We start from the raw sequence: 19,668 nt of genomic DNA on the forward strand, positions 1-19,668 counted from the left end.
TCACCCATAGCGAACGAGGACCATATATACAGTGGCGTCCGTCTCCTTTAACGGCCCCGGTGACGGACGCCACGCCCTTCCTTTCGGAAGGGGGCACCCAGAGCCATGGCGCCAGGTGCCTTGCCCCGCATTATAGTGGCCCCCAAGCCGCGGGTCGAGGTGCCTGGCTCCATGGCTCTGCCTATGCTGTGTGGCAGGGGGCGGGTGACAGGGGGACGTACCTGCTGTCACCTGAAAACGAAGGTGACAGCAGGTACGTCCCCCTGTCACCCGCTGCCCCCTGTCCTGGGCATAAAAAAGAGCCCTTGCGGGCTCTCCCTTGCCAGATTGGCTATGCCGTGGCGCGCTAGTCTTCCGAAATCTCGGTGATAGCGCCCATGGGGCACTCTTCCAGGCATTCGCCGCATGCGATGCAGGAATCTTCGTTGGCGACTTCCACCGCGCCGCCGTTTACCTCCAGAACGCCCTGGGGGCAGGCATCTACGCAGATGCCGCAACCGATGCAATCATCCGTGCTGATAAGGGGACGTGCCATGATGGCCTCCTTCTATTCATAGGTCCCTAACCCATGTCTGCTTTCTCCATGCGCCCAAAATAGCATGACTCCGTTTCTTTGCAAGGCAATTTTGAAAAAAAGCCCTATGTGGCTTTGATTGGCGGTGAAGTGGAACCAAAACCCCCGCATTACGTAACATGCCTGTGAGCAGGTACATTTATGAAAATGGGCATAACGGGGGTTCTGTGTCGCAAAAGTTACGGAATGGTTGCGACTAAGGTCTTGTGAGATCTTGGGGCGCATGCCCACGATGTCTTTGCCCAGCTCAGAGGTGGTATAAATATTTCTTACCGCTCTGTTTTAGGAAATTTGACAGAGGGAGACTTAGATTTTATAGTGCCGTTATGCAAAGAAAGCTTGCCAGCGCCCGCATCGGCATCTCGCAAACTCGGGCCGGGCAGCGCAGCAAGTACAAGGAAAGGAACAGCATTATGGCAAAGATCATCGGCATCGACTTGGGTACTACCAATTCGGCCATGGCCGTCATGGAGGGCTCCGAGCCCGAAATCCTGGTCAACGCCGAAGGCGACCGCACCACGCCTTCCGTGGTCGGTTTCCGCAAGGACGGCGAGCGCGTGGTTGGCAAGGCCGCCAAGAACCAGGCCGTTACCAACCCCGAAAACACCGTTTCCAGCGTGAAGCGCTTCATCGGCCGTAGCTTCAGCGAAACCGGCGAAGAGCAGAAGACCGTTTCCTACACCGTGAAGAACGGCAAGGACGGCCGCGCCGTCGTCGACATCGACAACAAGGATTACATGGCCGAGGAAATCTCCGCTATGGTGCTCCAGAAGCTGAAGAGCGACGCCGAGAAGCAGGTGGGCAGCCCCATCACGCAGGCCGTAATCACCGTTCCCGCGTACTTCAACGACGCTCAGCGCCAGGCTACCAAGGACGCAGGCAAGATCGCCGGCCTGGAAGTCATGCGCATCATCAACGAGCCTACGGCTGCTGCTCTGGCCTACGGTCTCGACAAGACGAACAAGGACGAAAAGGTCCTGGTATTCGACCTGGGCGGCGGCACGTTCGACGTGTCCGTGCTCGAGCTGGGCGACGGCGTCTTCGAGGTGTGCTCCACCGCTGGCGATAACCACCTGGGCGGCGACGACTGGGATCAGCGCATTATCGACTGGATGGCCGACAAGTTCCAGCAGGAAAACGGCATCGACCTGCGTGGCGACAAGATGGCCCTGCAGCGCCTGAAGGAAGCTGCCGAAAAGGCCAAGATCGAGCTTTCCAGCACCACGCAGACCAACATCAACCTGCCCTTCATCACGGCAGATGCCACGGGCCCGAAGCACCTGGACTACACGCTCACGCGTGCCGAGTTCGAGCGCATCACGCATGACCTGCTCGAGCGCTGCAAGCAGCCTGTCCAGCGCGCCCTTACCGACGCTGGCCTTTCCACGGGCGATGTGAATGAGGTTCTGCTGGTTGGCGGCTCCTCTCGTATGCCCGCTGTGCAGGAACTGGTGAAGACGATTACGGGCAAGCAGCCCAACATGAGCGTGAACCCCGACGAGGTAGTTGCCATGGGCGCTGCCGTTCAGGGTGGCGTTCTGGCTGGCGACGTTGAAGGCATCCTGCTGCTCGACGTTACCCCGCTGTCCCTGGGCGTTGAAACCATGGGCGGCATCATGACCAAGATGATCGAGCGCAACACCACCATTCCTACCCGCAAGACGGAAATCTACTCCACCGCCGCCGACAACCAGACGAGCGTTGAGATTCACGTCCTGCAGGGCGAGCGCGAGATGGCTGCCGACAACAAGACGCTCGGCAAGTTCCAGCTCTCTGGCATTCCGGCTGCCCGCCGCGGCATTCCCCAGATCGAGGTTACGTTCGACATCGACGCCAACGGCATCGTGAACGTTTCCGCAAAGGACCTGGGCACGGGCAAGCAGCAGCAGATCACCATTTCCGGTAGCACCGCCCTTTCCGATGACGAAGTCGATCGCATGGTGAAGGACGCCGAGAGCCATGCCGAGGAAGACGCCAAGCGCAAGGAAGAAGTAGAAGCTCGCAACAACTGCGACTCCCTGGTGAACGCCACCGAGCAGACGCTGCGCGACCTGGGCGACAAGGTTCCTGCCGATACCAAGCAGGCTGCCGAAGACGCCGTGAAGGAAGCCAAGGAAGCCCTGGCTGGCACCGACATTGAAGCCGTGAAGACTGCTACCGAGAAGATGCAGCAGGCTGGCTACAAGCTGTCCGAGGTCGTCTACAGCCAGCAGCAGGCTGGCGCCGACGCTGCCGCGGGCGCTCAGGGTGCCGCCGCCAACAACGATGGCCCCATCGAAGCCGATTACGAGGTCGTCGACGACAACAAGAACGAAGGTAAGTAAACATGGAAGAGGCCAAGGACAACACCAGCGAGGTCGCCTCGGAAGAGGAAACCACCGCCCAGCCCGAAGCTGCTTCCATCCCGTCCGACGCCGAGGCCGCTACGGCGGCCCCGGCCGACGCCCCCAGCGACGACGCAGAGCCTTCTGCCGAAGACGCCCTTGCCGCCGCGCAGGCTGAAGTGGCCGAGTGGAAAGACAAGTACATGCGCCTGCATGCGGAATGGGACACCTACCGCCGTCGCATGAACGAGCAGCGCGAAGAAGAGAAGAAGCGCGCATGCGAAGGCATCGTGAGCGGGCTCATCCCCGTGCTCGACGACTTCGAGCGCAGCATCGACTACGCTGCCAACAATGGCGAAGCTGGCCTGCTCGATGGCGTGCAGAAGGTGCACACCAAGTTCGCCGACGTGCTTGCCAAGGCTGGCGTGGAAGTGATCGACCCGGTTGGCCAGGCGTTTAACGCGCTCGAGGCCCAGGCCGTCGCCACGGTGCCGAACCCCGAAGTGCCCGACGAGACCGTGCAAGAGGTCTACCAGAAGGGCTACAAGATGGGCGTGAAGGTGATTAGGCCAGCAATGGTGACGGTGGCTACTGGCGGGCCTGCGCGCGAGAAGGAGTAATCCGCTCCCGCTCGTCCGCGGGGGTGGGTCCCGGGCCCTTCCGGGACGCCCCGCTCCGCTGCTCGCGTGGTTTCGGCCCCGCACGGGCCGAAACCTACGCTCGTGCGCTGCGCTGCTTCATGTTTTTACTTGCGCTTGGCTGAGCCAAGCGCGGGGGTTGGTGTTCAGAGGGTCCCGGAAGGGCCCGGGACCAACCCCCGCTACGGGGAACAACCCGGATTCTCTCGCGGAGGCCCTCCGGTGAGGGAAGGAATCCGGGGCTGCTCGTGAGGTGACTCACGGGCGGATGCGCTTCGCTGTCCGCCTTGATGCGAGCGGGTTTTGCTTGCAGGGTCGTGGGTTTGACTTACGGGCGAAGGCGCTGCGCTGTTCGCCCTGATGGAAGTTTTGGTTTGGTTGCGTATTTGAAAGAGGTGAAACGTTATGGCAACTCCGGATTACTACAAGACGCTGGGCGTTTCACGGAACGCATCGGCCGACGAGATTAAGAAGGCGTATCGCAAGCTGGCTCGCAAGGAGCATCCCGATGCCGGCGGCGATGAAGAGAAGTTCAAGCAGATCAACGAAGCCTACGAGGTGCTGGGCGACGAGAAGAAGCGCAAGCTGTACGACCAGTATGGAACGGGCGATGCCAATAAGATTCCCCATGGCTGGGGCGGTGGCAATCCGTTCGGTGGTGGCGCAGGTGCCGGGTTTGGCAGCTGGGCCGACATTCTGGAAAGCATTCGTCGCGGCGAAGGCGCATTCGGCGGCTCGTGGGATTTCGGCGACTTTGGCGGCGCGCAGCGCGCCCCGCGTCCCATGAAGGGCCGCGATATCAACGTCACGTTGAAAGTCACGTTCGATGAGGCCTTTGCCGGATGTGAGAAGCGCGTGAGCGTGCGCGTTCCCGGTCGCGAGGGTACGCAGACCTTCACCTGCAAGGTGCCTGCGGGCGCCGTGGAAGGATCGCGTCTGCGCTTCCGTGGCCAGGGCGAACCGGGCTCCAACGGCGGTGCCGCAGGTGATTTGCTGGTAACCACGCACATCGAGCCGCACGAGCTGTACACGCGTGACGACGCCAACGTGCTCATGGACCTGCCCGTTACCTTTGGCGAGGCCGCCCTGGGCGCATCGGTCGACATTCCCGCTCCCAATGGCAGCAAGGTTCGCGTGAAGGTTCCCGCTGGCGTGCAGGAAGGCACGGTGCTGAAGGTGCGTGGCGCGGGCGCTCCCCGCGTGCAAAGCGCCGAATCGGGCGATTTGCTCCTCACCGTGCACGTGAAGGTGCCGCGCGATCTGAACGACGAGCAGCGCAAGGCCATCGAGGCATATGAATCGGCAACGGAAGAGCAGGTGAGAACATGGTAATGGACGATCGTGATCGCCCCCTGTACATGATTTCCGTGGCAGCTGAGCTTGCCGGCGTGCATCCGCAGACGCTGCGTTCGTACGAGCAGAAGGGCCTGGTAACGCCCAAGCGCACCAGCGGCAACACGCGCATGTACTCGCAAGCCGACATCGAACGGCTCGAGCTCATCAACGAGCTCACCGGCGAGGGAATCAACCTGGCTGGCGTCATTCGCATCCTCGACCTGCAGGGCCGCGTCGCCGAACGCGACGAGGAACTCGATTCCCTGCACAAGAAGGTGCGCCGCCTGGCCGACCGCGTGCACGAGCTGGAAACGCGCGAGAGCGTTACGTCGCTCGTGGTCGCGCAGACCAACTCGCTTCGCCGTCTTCCCTGACCATGACGACCAAACGGGCCCCGTTCCGTTTGGTCGATTCTTTAGCACCCTTTTATTGCCCGTGCATTCTGCTACCGGGCACATCCCTCATCACAGCAACCTCGAAGGAGGTATAGACCATGAACATGGGAAATCTTCAGAAGCTGGCCATCACGGCGCAGGAGGCGCTGCAGAACGCGATGTCCATTGCCAGCGACGCCGGTTCGGCGCAAGCCGAGCCTATCCACATGCTGAAGGCGCTTCTGGAATCGCAGGAGAATAACCTGAATGCCATCGTGAAGCGTATCGGCGCCGATGCGGGGCAGCTTCTGCGTAACGTGAACGACAAGATCGCTGCCATGCCGAAGGTAAGCGGCGGCGGCATGATGGGCATTTCCGGCGCCCCGAGCATGCAACTCATGAACGTGCTCGACGAGGCCGTGAAGACTGCCGAAAAGATGGGCGACACGTACGCCACCAGCGAGCACTTGCTCATTGCCCTGGCAAGCGACAAGGGCGACGCGGGCAAGATCCTGAATGCCGCGGGCGTTACGCGCAAGAACATCGAAGAGGCCTACGAGGACCTGCGTGGTGATACGCGCGTTACCGACCAGACCGAAAAGGCCCAGTTCGAAGCGCTGGAAAAGTATGGCCAGAACCTTACGCAGCAAGCGCGCGAGGGCAAGCTCGACCCGGTTATTGGCCGTTCCGAGGAAATCCGCCGTACCGTGCAGGTGCTTTCCCGCCGCACGAAGAACAACCCCGTGCTCATTGGCGAGCCGGGCGTTGGCAAGACGGCTATCGTGGAGGGCCTGGCCCAGCGTATCGTCGCGGGCGACGTGCCCAGCAGCCTGCGCGACCGTGATATCATCGCGCTCGATTTGGGCTCGATGATGGCCGGCGCCAAGTACCGCGGCGAATTCGAAGACCGCCTGAAGGCGGTGCTGCGCGAGGTGAAGGACTCCGACGGTCGCATCATCCTGTTCATCGACGAGCTGCACACCATTGTAGGCGCAGGTAGCACGGGCGATAGCTCGCTCGATGCCGGCAATATGCTCAAGCCCGCCCTGGCACGCGGCGAACTGCATGCCATCGGTGCCACCACGCTCGACGAGTATCGCAAGTACATCGAGAAGGACGCTGCCCTCGAGCGCCGTTTCCAGCCAGTCGTCATCGGCGAGCCCACGGTGGAAGACACCATTGCCATCCTGCGTGGCCTGAAGGAGAAGTACGAGATTCACCACGGCGTGCGCATTACCGACAGCGCCTTAGTGGCAGCGGCGAACCTTTCCAATCGCTACATCTCCGACCGTTTTCTGCCCGACAAGGCCATCGACCTCATGGACGAGGCGGCAAGCCGCCTGCGCATCGAAATCGATAGCATGCCGGAAGACATCGACCTGGCTAATCGCAAGCTCACCCAGATGCAGATCGAGGAGCAGGCGCTTCTGAAGGAAGACGACGCGGCGAGCCGCGAGCGCCTGGCGGCGTTGCAGCGCGAGATTGCCGCGGCGCGTGAGGACCTCGACGCTCGCAAGGCCGAATGGCGTAACGAGAAGGACGTCATCGTGCACGTGCAGGAGCTGAAGACCCGCATCGACGATGCCCATGCCGAAGAGGAGCGCGCCACGCGCGAGGGAAACCTGTCCCTGGCCAGCGAGATTCGCTTCGCCCGCATTCCTCAGCTTCAGAAGGAGCTGGCTGCCGCCGAGCAGGAGCTCAACGAGAAGCAGGCGAGCGGCGCCATCCTGAAGGAAGAGGTAACCGACGAGGAAATCGCCGAGGTGGTTTCCGCCTGGACGAACATTCCCGTCTCGAAGATGATGCAGGGCGAAATGGCAAAGCTTGCTGACTTGGAAGATAGCCTGCATCAGCGCGTGGTGGGGCAGGACGAGGCCGTGGCCGCCGTGGCAGGCGCCATTCGTCGCAATCGCGCGGGCCTTTCCGATCCCGACCGTCCCATCGGCAGCTTCCTGTTCCTGGGCCCCACGGGCGTGGGCAAGACGGAGCTGGCGAAGGCCCTGGCAGAATACCTGTTCGACACCGAGCGCGCCATGATCCGCATCGACATGAGCGAATACATGGAGAAGTTCAGCGTGCAGCGCCTGATTGGCGCACCTCCGGGATACGTTGGCTACGACGAGGGCGGCCAGCTGACCGAAGCGGTGCGCCGTCGCCCCTATAGCGTCATCCTGCTCGACGAGATCGAGAAGGCCCATCCCGATGTCTTCAACATCCTGTTGCAGGTGCTCGACGATGGCCGCCTTACCGATGGCCAGGGCCGCGTGGTGAACTTCAAGAACGCCATCATCATCATGACGAGCAACGTGGGTAGCCAGTTCATTCGCGAATTTGCGGAGCATGGCGACGAGAAGCAGATGCAGCAGGCCATCGACGGCGCGCTGCGTGGAACGTTCCGCCCCGAATTCCTGAACCGCATCGACGATACGGTGATCTTCAACGCGCTGTCGCTGGGCAGCATCGAGCCCATCGTAAACCTGCAGTTGGAAGACGTGCGTGCCCGCCTTGCGGAACGTCGCATCCACCTGGTGGTAACGCCGGCGGCCATGCAGCAGCTCAGCCTGGATGGCTACGACCCCGTGTTTGGCGCGCGTCCGCTGAAGCGCCTTATTCAGAAGGAGATCGTGGACCGCATTGCCAACGAGATGGTGCGCGGCAACGTGATGGAGGGCGCAAAGGTCACCATCGACCTGAACGACGAGCTGCGTTACGCTGCCACCGTCGAAAACCCCGATCCCGAGCCTCCGCGCTTGGAGGCCTAGGCGTCGCTCTGCCTGCTCTGCAATGGGGTGGGCGCCCGACCGAAATAAGCGTTTCCCAAGGACCAGACGGCTTACGTGGCCGTCTGGTCTTATTCTCTCCACATCCTTGGCATCGATTCGCGATAGAATGCCAGCATGCGAAAGATTCAGCGCGAACAGGTAACTGGTATGGGGACGTCCGTTATGGGCGTATGTATCCTTGTGCTGTCCACGCTGTGCTTTGTGGTGGTGCTGGGCATCATCGTGGTAGCGGTCAAGTTTGTCATCGGATAGGACATGTGGCAGCGCTATACATTCTATGACTTCCGCGTAATCGCCCATTACCTGGGCGTATTGCTTACGTTGGTGGGCATCGGCATGATCGTGCCGCTTGTGGTGGCGTTCGCGACTAAGGAATGGGAACCGGCTCATCGCTATCTGTTCTCGGTGGGCTTGGCGCTCACGCTTGGTTCCGCGCTGCGCATGGCGCGTATCGAACCCGGTCGCTTGAATAGGCAGCAGGCCATCGCAATCACGAGCTTCGCATGGCTCGCCGCGGCCCTTATGGGTGCGGTTCCGCTGGTCATGAGCAATCACTACGGTTCGTATCTCGACGCGCTCTTCGACGCCATGGCGCTGTTTACCACTACGGGTGCGTCTATTGTTTCCCAGCCCGACCATCTGTCCTATGCCGATAGCATCTGGCGCCTGGTCACCATGTATTCGGGTGGTTTGGGCCTGGTGGTCGTTGCCATGTCGTTTGGCGTATTTGGCGCGGTAACCGATTCTAGCCTGTACGACTCGGAAGGCCACAGCGAGCATGTGCTGCCCAACGTGGTGCAGACGGCTCAGTTCACCATCAAGCTATCGCTTGCCGTTATTGGCGCGGCGTCTGTCGTGCTCATCGCTTGCATGCTGGCACATGGCATGACGCTTGCACGTTCGCTGTTCCATGGCGTGTTCATGGCCGTTTCCAGCTTTATGACCGTGGGCCTTTCTCCCAATAGCACCAACGTGGCGTATTACCACAGCGTCGTCATCGAAGTGGTGCTCATGGTGCTCATGCTGCTGGGCTCCATCAACTTTAGCCTTCAGAGCGAGGTGATCAAGGGCCGCATCGAGGCGTTTCTGCATGACATGGAAATTCGCTCGGGTGCGCTGTGGATCATGATCATGCTCGCCATCTTCGCTGCGAGCATTGCCGGCGTGGCATTGCTCAGCAATGCGCCCACCATGTTGCGCATGGGCTTGTTTACGTTCGTTTCCGCGTCTACCACTGCGGGCTTCGCAACGCTTACGAGTAATCAGCTCAATGCGGTGTTTCCTTCGGGCGCACTGTTGGTGCTGGCCATCGCCATGGCCATCGGTGGCTCTTCGGGGTCCACGTCGGGCGGTATCAAGTTGCGTCGTATCGTGATCATCGGCAAGTCCGCAATCGAAACGATGAAGATCACGGCTTCGCCCGATTCCGCGCGCATTCAGACGAGCTATTACCACATTGGCCGCATGCGTCTGGGCGCGGCCGAGGTGAAGGAAGCCATGACGGTATTCATCATGTTCGTATTGGTGTATATCGTGGGTGCCCTTGCGGGCATCGCCCTGGGCTACGATGCCGTTGATGCGCTTATGGAAAGCATCGCCATGGCCAGCAACGGCGGCATGTCGGCGGGCATTACCAGTGCTGGCATGCCCATTGCGCTGAAGGTCATCTACATCGCCGAAATGTGGGCGGGCCGTCTGGAATTCGTAACGCTGCTGGCCGTGGGCATTAAGATTCTGGTGTCGTGCAAGCCGCGCCTGGCGTCTCGTGCGCAGAAGGGGGACCGTTGATGAGCGACAAGCTGAAACGTGCGCTTGCTCTGGTGGTTGCCGCTGTCATCACGTTCGTCCTTATGAGCGTTCCTACTTGGGCGCAGGCATGGGCCGTGGATGGCAGCGACGAGGGCGACAACCTTATCAACACCCAGCAGATGCCCGACAACTCGTTCCTGTACGACACGAGCATTTACGACCTGGTGAATGGCGATGCCTCACTCGATAGCACTACGGTGCAAGTTGTTGGCGAGGTCGTGGGCGACGCAGTGAACGACACCGGTACCGAATACGCTTGGATTACGCTTTCCAGCCAGGATGCCTCGCGCGAGGGGACCATCTCCGTGCGCATAAAGGAAAGCGATCTGGACCTTATCGACGTGTACGGCGGCTACGATTCCACCGGAACGACGCTGCAGGTGCAGGGCGAGTTCCATATTGCCTGCACCGAGCACGAGGGCTCGCAGGACATTCACGCCACTACCGTGAAGGCGCTGAAGGCTGGAAGCATTACGCACGACGTGCTCAATCTGAATGACTTCATTCCCGGCATAGTGCTCTGCGGCGTTGGCGTCGTGCTCATGGGTGCGTACTACTATCTGCGAGAAAGGCGGCGGTAATGCGCCTAAAGGCACGGGTAGTGCAGCTCGACCGGGGCTTTCCCCTGGTGCGTACCGAAGATGGCGCTCAGTTTCGCTGCAAGCATGCCACGGCGCTCGTGAAGGGCAAGAAGCATCGCGCCGTCATTGGCGACGAGGTCATGGTGGAAGCCGATGAAGCGGCAGATATCGCGCAGATCCTGGAAATCCTTCCGCGCCGTTGCTCGCTTGTGCGCAAGGATCCCGCCGAGCGCTCGCTGCCGCAGACGCTTGCGGCCAATTTCGACGTGGTTGTCGTGGCCCATCCTCTATTCGAGCTGAATATCCGCAGGTTGGAACGTGAGTTGGTGCTTGCGCACGAGACGGGTGCGCGCGTGGTGGTGGCGCTTACCAAGGCCGATTTGGCTCAGGATGAGGCGCAGCTTCGCGATACCACCGAGCTCGTGCGTGCTATTGCCACCAATGACGACACCGTGCTCGTGGTGTCCGAATTCGATGCGCCCAGCGTTGAGGCGCTTCGTGCGTGCATTCCCGCAGATTGCACGGCCGTGCTCATCGGTCGTTCGGGCGTGGGGAAGTCTAGCTTGGTGAACTTGCTGGCGGGCAGCGAGGTGCAGCAGACCACTGCCGTGCGCGAGACTGACGGCAAAGGTCGTCATACCACGGTGAACCGCAGCATGGTGGCCGTGCGCGATGGTGGGTGGGTCGTTGACATGCCCGGCGTGCGTGGCTTGGGCCTTTGGAACGCCGATGCGGGCATCGCAGCGGCTTTCCCCGATATCGACAAGGCGGCAATGGAGTGCCGCTTCCGCGATTGCAAGCATGGGGCCGAGCCTGGCTGCGCCGTGCGCGAAGCGGTCGAAGCGGGCCGGATTCCGCCGCAGCGTCTTGAATCGTACCTGCGTCTCACGGAAGAGAACGAGCAGCAGAAACAGCGCAACGAAGAGGCCAGCCGCATTCGCTCGCGCGGTGGCCGTCGCAAGAGATAAGTCCTTTTTCGTTAACTGGCTATTATTTGCATCCATTACGGAGGGCCTGCCTTGTGGTGTTGCGGGTCACTATCGCGTGGTAAAGTAATCGTCGAAACCACGGTGAAAGGATTCCCATGACCATCACGGCACTCGACGGTTCGGTGTATAGGGTTGCCGATGCGCACGCCCACGTCTACAAGGAGAAGATTGCCTCCAAGGCCTCCACGGCCATCGGGGCGTTCTACCGCACCGACATGTATGAGAGCGTGCCCACCGCGTCGAACCTGCTGACGAAGGCGGGCGCCCTGGGCGTCGAGAAGTTTCTCATTTTCAGCGTGGCGACTACGGTGAAACAGGTAAGCAGCATCAACCACTTCATTGCGGATGAGGTTGCCAGCGCCCCCGATAGCTTTTTGGGCTTGGGAACCGCTCATCCGGATATGCCCGATTTCGGAGTGCTCTTCGATGAGCTGGACGAACTGGGCTTGAAGGGCATCAAGCTGCATCCTGATATGCAGTATTTCAACATCGACGACCCGCGCATGATGCCGTTGTACCGCGAGGCTGCGAAGCGCGGGTTGGTCATGTTGCTGCACGTGGGCGACGAGCGTTACGACTACAGTGCGCCCGAGCGCCTGATGCGCGTGCTCGAGGAAGTGCCCGAGCTGAAGGTGCATGCCGCGCATTTCGGATGCTGCCGCATTTGGAAGCGTCGTCCCCTGGTGATTGAGGCGGCGGTTCGTGCAGGTGCCAACATCGCCTTCGATACGAGCAGCATGCTTGGATGGGCTTCGGTGGAAGAAGCGCGCTACCTGGTCGACCATCTGGGCGTCGATCACATCATGTGGGGTACCGATTATCCCATGTGGAGTCCCGAAAACGAATTCGCGCGCCTTCTGGCCCTTGGTTATAGCCACGAAGAGAACCAGAAGATGCTCTACGACAACTTCGCCCGCTTTTACGGCGTGGACTAACCTTCCAGCCCGGAATACCGAGCTTTCGCAAAGCTGAAAACGAGCGGGACTATAAACTCGACCCGCGATGCCGAGCTTTCGCAAAGCGAAAGCAAGCGAGCGCAGGTTGCCCAACCCGCAGGTCCACCAAAGTAGCTGAGAGTACAGCTGGCGAGCGCGATAGGCGCGACAGGCGAGGGAGTTGGCTTCCGCCAACGACCGAAGCACGGAGCCGCCTAGCGTGCCGCCAGATGCGGTCTCAGCGGTGCAACAAAAAAGGAGCGCTGTCTGCAGTTCAGCGCTCCTTTAAGTTTCTGAGAAGTGCGACGGGGAGGGTTTAGAGGGGGGGTAGCCCCGTCGCATCAGGGACAGTTTGGATAATACGCTCCTGTTTTCGCATAGGTACCCCTATCACGAAGCGGTCACAGTGCGCGCGTGACAATACACCCCAGGGTGTACCACGCGGTATATCCTGGGGTGTACGAAGCGCAAATCCTATTGTTCGATGATCGCTCGAAGCTCTTCGAAATCGGATTTCTCGAAGGAGTACACCACTTCCTGAGGCTGTCCCGAGCGAGCTGCATCTTCCTGCTCAACGCGTACAAAGTGAGCTTCTACCTGGGCAAACCCTGCCTGCAGTGCGGCATAGGCGTAGCATTGCGCCTGAAGCAGGTGCTTGTCGTGCAGGGCTGCAGACGTTTCCGCCTGGCTGCCACCCGTCTTGTAGTCCACGATAAGCGCGCTAGAGGCTGCATCGTCGTAGCAGAGCAGGTCGATTTCGCCTTCCAGGATACGCTCACCAATGGCAGCACTGAAGGGTACTTCGGGGTCGTGATGTGCATACGCGAAGCTGCGCTCCTTGATGTCTGAGCGTAGCCAGCGCGTAAAGGCCTTGCGTAGGCGTTCGACGTCGAAAACGCCCCAAGCTGCGGCGAAGCGTTCAAGCGTTTCGGTTATGTCCGCTTCTGAAGGAATGCTTTCCTGCAGGGCGAGCCATTCGCAGGCCATGTGCAGCGCCGACCCGAACGACGTAGCCTTGTCGGCATCGCTGGCGGGCTGGTCGCTGCTTGTGGGCTCGATGGGCTCTGCGGGTTCGCCGGCGGGTTCCTCTTCGTGCGCATGCACAACGCCATGGGAACCTTCCGGGGCGATGGACGAGTACGAGAAGAAATCGTCGTGCATGCTCACCGCTACCGTGCGGGGCTGGGGTGGGAACGAGAAGTGCGGAATGACGAGCGTTTCCTCGCGCTCTTCCTGCTCAGGAGCGGGTTCTTCCACGGCACCCTCTTTGCTCTCGATGGTGTCTTCTTCCGTCTCTTCCTTGTCGGGGTCATACACCCGGTTGCGCGTGAATGCGAGCGGCTCGCTGCCGCCGTATTCCAAGGTGCAACTGGAAGCGGGGAAGTCGGGCTGGCCAGGGCAAAGGCCTGCCAGGATGTCGCCCAGCACCTGCTTGTACGTGCCTTCTTTCGTGATCGCGTGCTTCATGCACACGATAAGGCCAGCGCTGGCACGCGTGGCGGCCACGTAGAAGAGGCGCTTCTTCTCCTCGTATTCGCGTTCCGCGTTGATGCGCTTGATGGCGCTTGCGTGCTCGAGCTGGTTCCGTGCGTCGTGGATGCTGAAATCGTCCTCTTCGTCGGACTTGATGCCGCTCGTGGAGAATGCTGCGAATACGGTGCCCTCGTCGGCGAGTACCGCGGGCTTTTCCCCGCGATCGCGCGTTTCGTAGCAGTCGACGACGGCAACGATGGGGAATTCCAGGCCCTTCGAGGAATGCACGGTCATGATGCGCACGGCCTTGGATTCTTCCGTGGAAAGCGCTCCCGGTTTTTCGCCTCCCAGCTGCGCGGCATCGCTCATGGCCTGCGCGCAGCGGGCCATGTCGTAGCCGTTTTCGCTCGCCTTGTCGCTGACCATACGCGCGAACTTCAGGATGTCGGCTGCTTGCGCACGGCCTTCGGCGCCCTTTGCCTCCAGGCGCGAAAGCCAGCCGGATTCGACGACGGTTTCCAGGAAGAGCTTGCCCGGTTCCACGACGCCCAGCTTGTCCCAGGCATGGCGCAGCACCGTTCCGGCATGCTCCATAAGCGGGGACTGTGCCATGGGCGCACGGTCATCGTAGAGCAGGCCCTTGGAAAGGTTCTGCCTGATGTAGGTGCCTTGCGGCTCGGTCTTGTACGTGGCCAGATACAGAAGGTCGGTGGAGGACACGGGCAGGACGTCGCTGCTGAGCACTACGAACAGGCTTTCCGTGTCATGCGGGTTGGCCAGTACCTTCAGCAGGCGCTGGCACGTGCGCACGTGTTCGCCTTCGAAGAACTTCGAGCCGCCCGTAATGACGCATTCCATGCCCTGGTCGCGCACGGCCTGGGCGTAGACGCCCGCCGCGGACGTGGCCCCCATGAGGATGACCATTTCTCCGGGGCTGTGGCCTGCGTCGGCGAGGCTCCTGAAGCGCTGCGCGATGAGCTCGGCTTCCTTTTGGGTGGCGAAATCCTTCCCGCCTTTGGAGGGGTACTCGGTGAGCATGACCTCGATGCGCGGACCTTCGCCCCTCCACGGCCTGCCTTCGGTTGCCGCCTCCAGGTCGAGGAAGTCTTCGGTGAAGTATCCCTTGCGTCCGCAGACGGCGCGCACGAATGCAAGCACATCGCCGTGGCTGCGGAAGTTGTGCCCCAGCTCCTCGCGATGGGCGGCAACGGGGGAAAGCCCCAGCATGTCCTGCTTGTGGCGCAGGTACACTTCGACGTCGGCACCTTGGAAGCGGTAGATGCTCTGCTGCGAGTCGCCTACGGTGCACAGGTGCGTCTTGGCGGGGCCGGCGATTTGCTCGATCATGTCGATCTGCAGCTGGCTCGTGTCTTGGAATTCGTCCACCATGATCAGGCGGAATCGTTCGGTGTATTCCTTCGCGATATTGGGGTGCTCGCGGAACGCGCGCAGCGTGGTCCGGATGAGATCGCCCGTGTCGATGTACGCCTGCGCGGCGAGCCGGTCGTGATACGCCTCATCGACTTCGGTGGCCAGAAGCATGAGCGCTTCCATGTGCGGCACCTGGGCTTCTGCCTTGCAGATGCCCGCGCATTCCGCAATGCAGTCCTTGAGGTCGGTGGCCTTCTTGCCGCCCAGGCCGCGCTTGTTTACGCCATCCAGGATGTCGGCAAGCGCGCTCGACGAAACCTCGCCGGATTGGAGCATATCGCGCAGGTCGTCGGCGAGCTTTTCGGCGGTTTCCTTGTTCTTGTCGGTGCCGGCAACCTGCAGGTCTTCGCAGAGCCCCAGCAGCTCGCGGGCGAGCTTGCCCGCGTCGGTGGCCTTCGGGCCCAGGTCGAACGCCTGGAGCCCCTTGGTCTGGCTGGCGGCCGTGTTCAGAACCCTGCCCACCATGCTGCGCACGTTGTCGATGTCGGCTTCGTTGATGAGCGCGTCGAAGCGCGTATCGCCTTCTTCGCGTATGCGCACGAGCACGGTCTCTATGGCCTGCTCAAGCGCGCGTGCTTGTTCGTCGCCCATGACGAGCTTGAAGGCCGGATCGATGCCCAGCTCCAGGGCGTGCTCGCGCAGGATGCGCCCGCACATGCTGTGAATCGTGGAGATCCAGGCGGCGTCAACCTTCAGGGCCTCCTCCACCATGCCCTCCTTGCGCAGCACCTGGCGCACGCGGTCCTTAATTTCACCTGCGGCTTTGTTGGTGTAGGTGATGATGAGGGCCTGGTCGATGGAATCGAGGAAGGGTTTGCCGTCTTTTCCCGAGCCAGGCAGGAGCGACCACGCCACGCGTTGTGTAAGCGTGAACGTCTTGCCGCTGCCTGCGCCCGCGCAGATGAGCAGCGGGCCTTCGAGGTAGGTGATTGCGTTGTACTGCCCTGGTTTGTAGCCAGTCATATCCATTTATATACTCCGCTTCTCCAGGCGTTCCGTGCAGTTGCCCACGGGGCAGTACTTGCAGGCGTCTTTGCAGATGGGCTGCGCGTGGATCACGCCCTGCGCCAATTCCTCTATGCGTTGCGCAACGAGTTGCTCGCTGCGGTTGATGAGCTCGTCGAAGGTGCGGACATCGCACCAGGGTACCTGCGCGCAAGTGGCGTCGGCGCCCTTCTTGAAGGGCAGCTCTTCGAGCCCAATGATGCGGGAGTCGTAGGCGCCTTGGATTTCGCAGGTGAGCGGGTTGAGGTACAGCGTTCCTACCACCTGCAGGCCCAGCAGGTCGCGCACGACCTTCGCATACATGAGTGCCTGCATCTTGTGGGGCAGCACGAATGTGGTTGGCGCCGGTTCGTCTTTCGCGGGTTTCTCGTGCAGGCGATATGCCTTGGAGAGAGACGACTTGTAGTCGATGACGAATGCGCGCCCTTGCTCGTCGACGTCGATTCGGTCGACACTGCCGCAGATGGTGCATCCGGCATAGGTAAATGGCTCGGCATCGCCATATCGCCATTCGTAGTACTGGGGCGTGAACGAGGGCAGCAGCATCGTTTCGTATTCCAAGTAGTCCTGCAGCATGGGCAGGATGGCGTCGCGTGCGCGGCGCTCCGATTCCGTGATGGGCACGTAGCGGCCCTTGCCCGGGCTCTTTTCGAACTGGTGCTGCGCCGTTTCCTCGAAGACCACCTGCATGAGGTTGCGGGCGTCCTCGAGCGTTTCCTCAGTGACCTTGGGCGCGATGGTCTGCTGGAAGCGTGCATAAAAATGCTCCAGCGTACTATGGATGAAGTTGCCGCGTTCGACCTTGCTAAAGGATTCTTCGAGCGTGTCGAGTTTTAGGCGGCGCTTGGCGAACCACTGGTAGGGGCATTCCAGGTAGCTTTCGATTTGCGAGGGCGAAAGAGCCAGGAGGTCGCTTGTTTCCTGCCCGCGGTTCTGCCCGAGGGTGATGAAGGAGCGAGCGCTCGCATCGATTTCTCCGATCACGGGTGCGTCGGCTTCCCGCTCGGTGGCTAGGGCGCCGTTCGTGGCGTTTGCCACCAGGGCTTCCTCGCCGCGCACCGCTGCGAATGGTACGAGCGATTGCGGAATGCGCAGCTTCTTGTTCGTGTCGACGTCGCTTGCCAGGCTGGCCCGATAGCAATCGACGAGCTCCTCGAAGACGCTTGCGGGTTGCAGCTCTTCGGTCTGGCCATCGTGCAGGGCGCGTTCGAGCACGAGCGTTTCCCGTGCCACCGAACAAGCAAGCGCGTACGTGCGACGCATGGTAGCGAGCGGTGTGGCCGGACGTACGCAACCCCACGTGCGCAGCAGCGTGCTGAGCGCGTCTTCGGGTTCCTTAATGGGGTACACGTTGGCGCAGAGATTGCAGATGATAACGGTGTCTGCCGAGGCGGCGGGAAGTTGGGCGCAGTCTTCGAGCGAGATGAAGCGCACGGTGGCTTCCGTATCTTCGCTTGTGGAGCGCGACGTGGGAATGGAGGCGCCTTCCAGCGAGCGAATGGCTTCCTGCCACGAAAGGCCCCAGCTGCTGGCTTCGCGGCATGCCTCGCGCGCCTTTGCGAGCACGGCGGGGGAGTTTGTTGCGGGTCCAACGCCATAGGCGCTGATGGGAGCTGCGTAGGCGGCAAGTACGTCGAACGCGTCGTCGATGCGTCCTTCTTCGAGCAGGCCGATGACTCCCTGAAGCGATTCGCTGGCGTTGTTGGCCAGGTTGCTAAGCACTTCGGTAGGCTGGATGAGCCGGTTGTTCCTGCGACTTTGGTCGGAGCGGAACGCCGAGACGATGTTGACGCCCGCGAAGATGTTGAGTGCGTAGTCGGCGGCCAGCAGCAGGTCGGTATCGCTTGCGTTCACGAGGCCAGCCAGGTTGAGCAGATGGCGTCCCATGGGGGTTGCGCCGAAGGGCATGCGGTCGGCGAACGAGCAGCTGATGCCCGACTCGACGAGTGCGGGAGCAAGCGCGTCGAACGCTTGCGCGGGGCTCTTGCACGCTACGATCACCGTGCCCTGCTGTGCGAACTGCTCGATTGTGATACCGATGAGCGGCAGTTCCGCAGTGGGGCCCATGGGGAAGGCCATGCGCACGTGGCCTTGCGCTGCGATGGCGGCATCGTCTTTCTGCCTGCAATAGAGCATGGCAAGCAGACTGCGCAGCTCGTCTGCGCGGTCTTCGTTGCCGGGTTGTGCGGCGGTGTGGAACTGGGCCGCGGCGCCAGCTGCCTCGAGCAGTTGGCATTGCGCGTGCGTGAGGTCCTCTTCGGCAACGTCTACGACGATGGGCTGATAGGCACCAAGTGCGTCGCGCTGGGCCAGGAGTGCGCATGCTTCGCTTGCTTCGATGAGGTTGCGTTCGCGTAGCAGCGCCCGGTAGGCGATGACCGTTTGGGCAACGTGCAGCTCTTCGGCGGAAAGGACGCAGCCTTCCGTTGTTGCGTAGGGCATTGCCTCGGCGGCGCATCGCTCGAGGAGCTTGAGCGTTCCCTCGGTGGGGTTCTTGCTCCACACGTGCTCGTGCGCTGCCTGCCTCATGGCGAACGTGCGCGTAAGCGGGCCGACGATGGCGGAGCCGTCGCCATGGAGCATCCAGAGCTCTTCGACCCATGCGGGTAGCGTGGTGACGGCGACGCCGAACCCGCAGCCCTCGCGCGCGAGCGTGCGTTGCCAGGAAAGCTGTTGCGCGTAGCTTGCGCAAAGAAGCACGGGCCGCCGCCCTTGCGCTTTCGCGCTGCGGATGGACTGAATGATCGCGGCGCGATGCTGTGCCGGCGTATCGTTCAGATGGGTGGGTATGGTGTACATGGAATTCATTCTGATATTGTACCCCGCGAGTCTGTGCCGACTGTCCCATTTTCGTCCGAGTTACGCTCACTGCTGCGGCTTTTTCGGCTTTGGCCGAATTGGGAGCCGCAATGGACCAAATGTGTATCCCCTATGGAGGATAGTGCATAATATATGAGGGTGATGAGTGGTTGAGCAGGCTTTTCACCCTCTTCGTGCTATGAGGGAGCATGGGAAATACTCCTCTAGGGGTGCTGTGCAGTGCCAATTTTTTTGGCATTATACAGTCATCGGGTTCGACGGTCTCCCTCAATCTTTTCCCGTCAGCCCGACGGATTGGTTCAATCCGAAAGGCGTCGCAGAGACCACCTCCTCCCTCTCTCCCTCGGTCTCCGACGTCCCTCCTCCTCTTGCCCCTGTCCCTTCTCTCTCGGGACGGGGGCCTTCTATTTCTGGGTCGTCCGCTGAGAGCGCATCTGACGGCACGCTAGACGCTCCGTGCTTCAGTCGTTGGCGGAAGCCAACTCCTTCGCCAGTCGCGTCTATCGCGCTCGCCAGCTGTACTCTCAGCTGCTTTGGTGGACCTGTGGGTGGGGCGTGCCGCATGCCCGCTCGTTTTCGGCTGAGCCGAAAACTCGC

13 protein-coding genes are annotated in these 19,668 nt (G+C 61.3%); 10 read left to right on the forward strand and 3 right to left on the reverse strand.

All coding sequences use genetic code 11. The annotated features are described in order from the left end of the window. Positions 1-346: 346 nt before the first annotated feature. Entirely contained in the window at positions 347-535 is a 189-nt protein-coding gene (locus AAY81_RS00120; protein ID WP_066659855.1) for a 4Fe-4S binding protein, read from the reverse strand. 452 nt (positions 536-987) lie between these two features. Here AAY81_RS00120 and dnaK point away from each other — a divergent pair, with 452 nt between their 5' ends. From dnaK to AAY81_RS00165, 10 genes are all read left to right on the forward strand, one after another. After that, the gene (gene dnaK, locus AAY81_RS00125) at positions 988-2,898 is read left to right on the forward strand and encodes a molecular chaperone DnaK (RefSeq protein WP_066659856.1); all 1,911 of its coding nucleotides are present in this window, start codon (positions 988-990) and stop codon (positions 2,896-2,898) included. Positions 2,899-2,900: 2 nt separating this feature from the next. Further along, positions 2,901-3,518 carry a nucleotide exchange factor GrpE gene (locus AAY81_RS00130; protein WP_066659857.1) on the forward strand — a complete coding sequence of 206 codons (618 nt, stop codon included), beginning with the start codon at positions 2,901-2,903 and terminating at the stop codon, positions 3,516-3,518. A gap of 423 nt (positions 3,519-3,941) precedes the next feature. Continuing rightward, complete coding sequence (locus AAY81_RS00135) at positions 3,942-4,868, forward strand: DnaJ C-terminal domain-containing protein (protein WP_066659863.1); 927 nt, start codon at positions 3,942-3,944, stop codon at positions 4,866-4,868. Then, positions 4,868-5,245 carry a heat shock protein transcriptional repressor HspR gene (locus AAY81_RS00140; protein ID WP_143117297.1) on the forward strand — a complete coding sequence of 126 codons (378 nt, stop codon included), beginning with the start codon at positions 4,868-4,870 and terminating at the stop codon, positions 5,243-5,245. The genes AAY81_RS00135 and AAY81_RS00140 overlap by 1 nt, the downstream gene beginning before the upstream one ends. A 119-nt stretch (positions 5,246-5,364) precedes the next feature. Further along, positions 5,365-8,007: an ATP-dependent chaperone ClpB gene (gene clpB / locus AAY81_RS00145; protein WP_066659869.1), complete on the forward strand. Its 2,643-nt coding sequence runs from the start codon at positions 5,365-5,367 to the stop codon at positions 8,005-8,007. Positions 8,008-8,142: 135 nt separating this feature from the next. Then, positions 8,143-8,280, forward strand: a complete 138-nt coding sequence (locus AAY81_RS10330) for a hypothetical protein (protein ID WP_156501468.1) — start codon at positions 8,143-8,145, stop codon at positions 8,278-8,280. A gap of 3 nt (positions 8,281-8,283) precedes the next feature. Continuing rightward, entirely contained in the window at positions 8,284-9,816 is a 1,533-nt protein-coding gene (locus AAY81_RS00150) for a TrkH family potassium uptake protein (protein WP_066659875.1), read from the forward strand. After that, positions 9,816-10,418 carry a hypothetical protein gene (locus tag AAY81_RS00155; protein WP_066659878.1) on the forward strand — a complete coding sequence of 201 codons (603 nt, stop codon included), beginning with the start codon at positions 9,816-9,818 and terminating at the stop codon, positions 10,416-10,418. Before AAY81_RS00150 ends, AAY81_RS00155 begins: the two co-directional genes overlap by 1 nt. Next, positions 10,418-11,386, forward strand: coding sequence for a ribosome small subunit-dependent GTPase A (rsgA, locus tag AAY81_RS00160; RefSeq protein ID WP_066659880.1), 969 nt, complete (start codon positions 10,418-10,420; stop codon positions 11,384-11,386). The genes AAY81_RS00155 and rsgA overlap by 1 nt, the downstream gene beginning before the upstream one ends. A 116-nt stretch (positions 11,387-11,502) precedes the next feature. Beyond that, positions 11,503-12,342 (forward strand): amidohydrolase family protein, encoded by an 840-nt coding sequence (locus AAY81_RS00165; protein WP_066659882.1) that lies wholly within the window; start codon positions 11,503-11,505, stop codon positions 12,340-12,342. A gap of 474 nt (positions 12,343-12,816) precedes the next feature. Here AAY81_RS00165 and AAY81_RS00170 read toward each other — a convergent pair whose 3' ends face one another. Further along, positions 12,817-16,209, reverse strand: a complete 3,393-nt coding sequence (locus AAY81_RS00170; RefSeq protein ID WP_169815763.1) for a UvrD-helicase domain-containing protein — start codon at positions 16,207-16,209, stop codon at positions 12,817-12,819. Positions 16,210-16,215: 6 nt separating this feature from the next. Beyond that, positions 16,216-19,059, reverse strand: coding sequence for a PD-(D/E)XK nuclease family protein (locus AAY81_RS00175; protein ID WP_066659890.1), 2,844 nt, complete (start codon positions 19,057-19,059; stop codon positions 16,216-16,218). Between the last annotated feature and the right edge of the window lie 609 nt (positions 19,060-19,668).

Source organism: Denitrobacterium detoxificans (assembly GCF_001643775.1).
GTDB classification, from domain to species: domain Bacteria; phylum Actinomycetota; class Coriobacteriia; order Coriobacteriales; family Eggerthellaceae; genus Denitrobacterium; species Denitrobacterium detoxificans.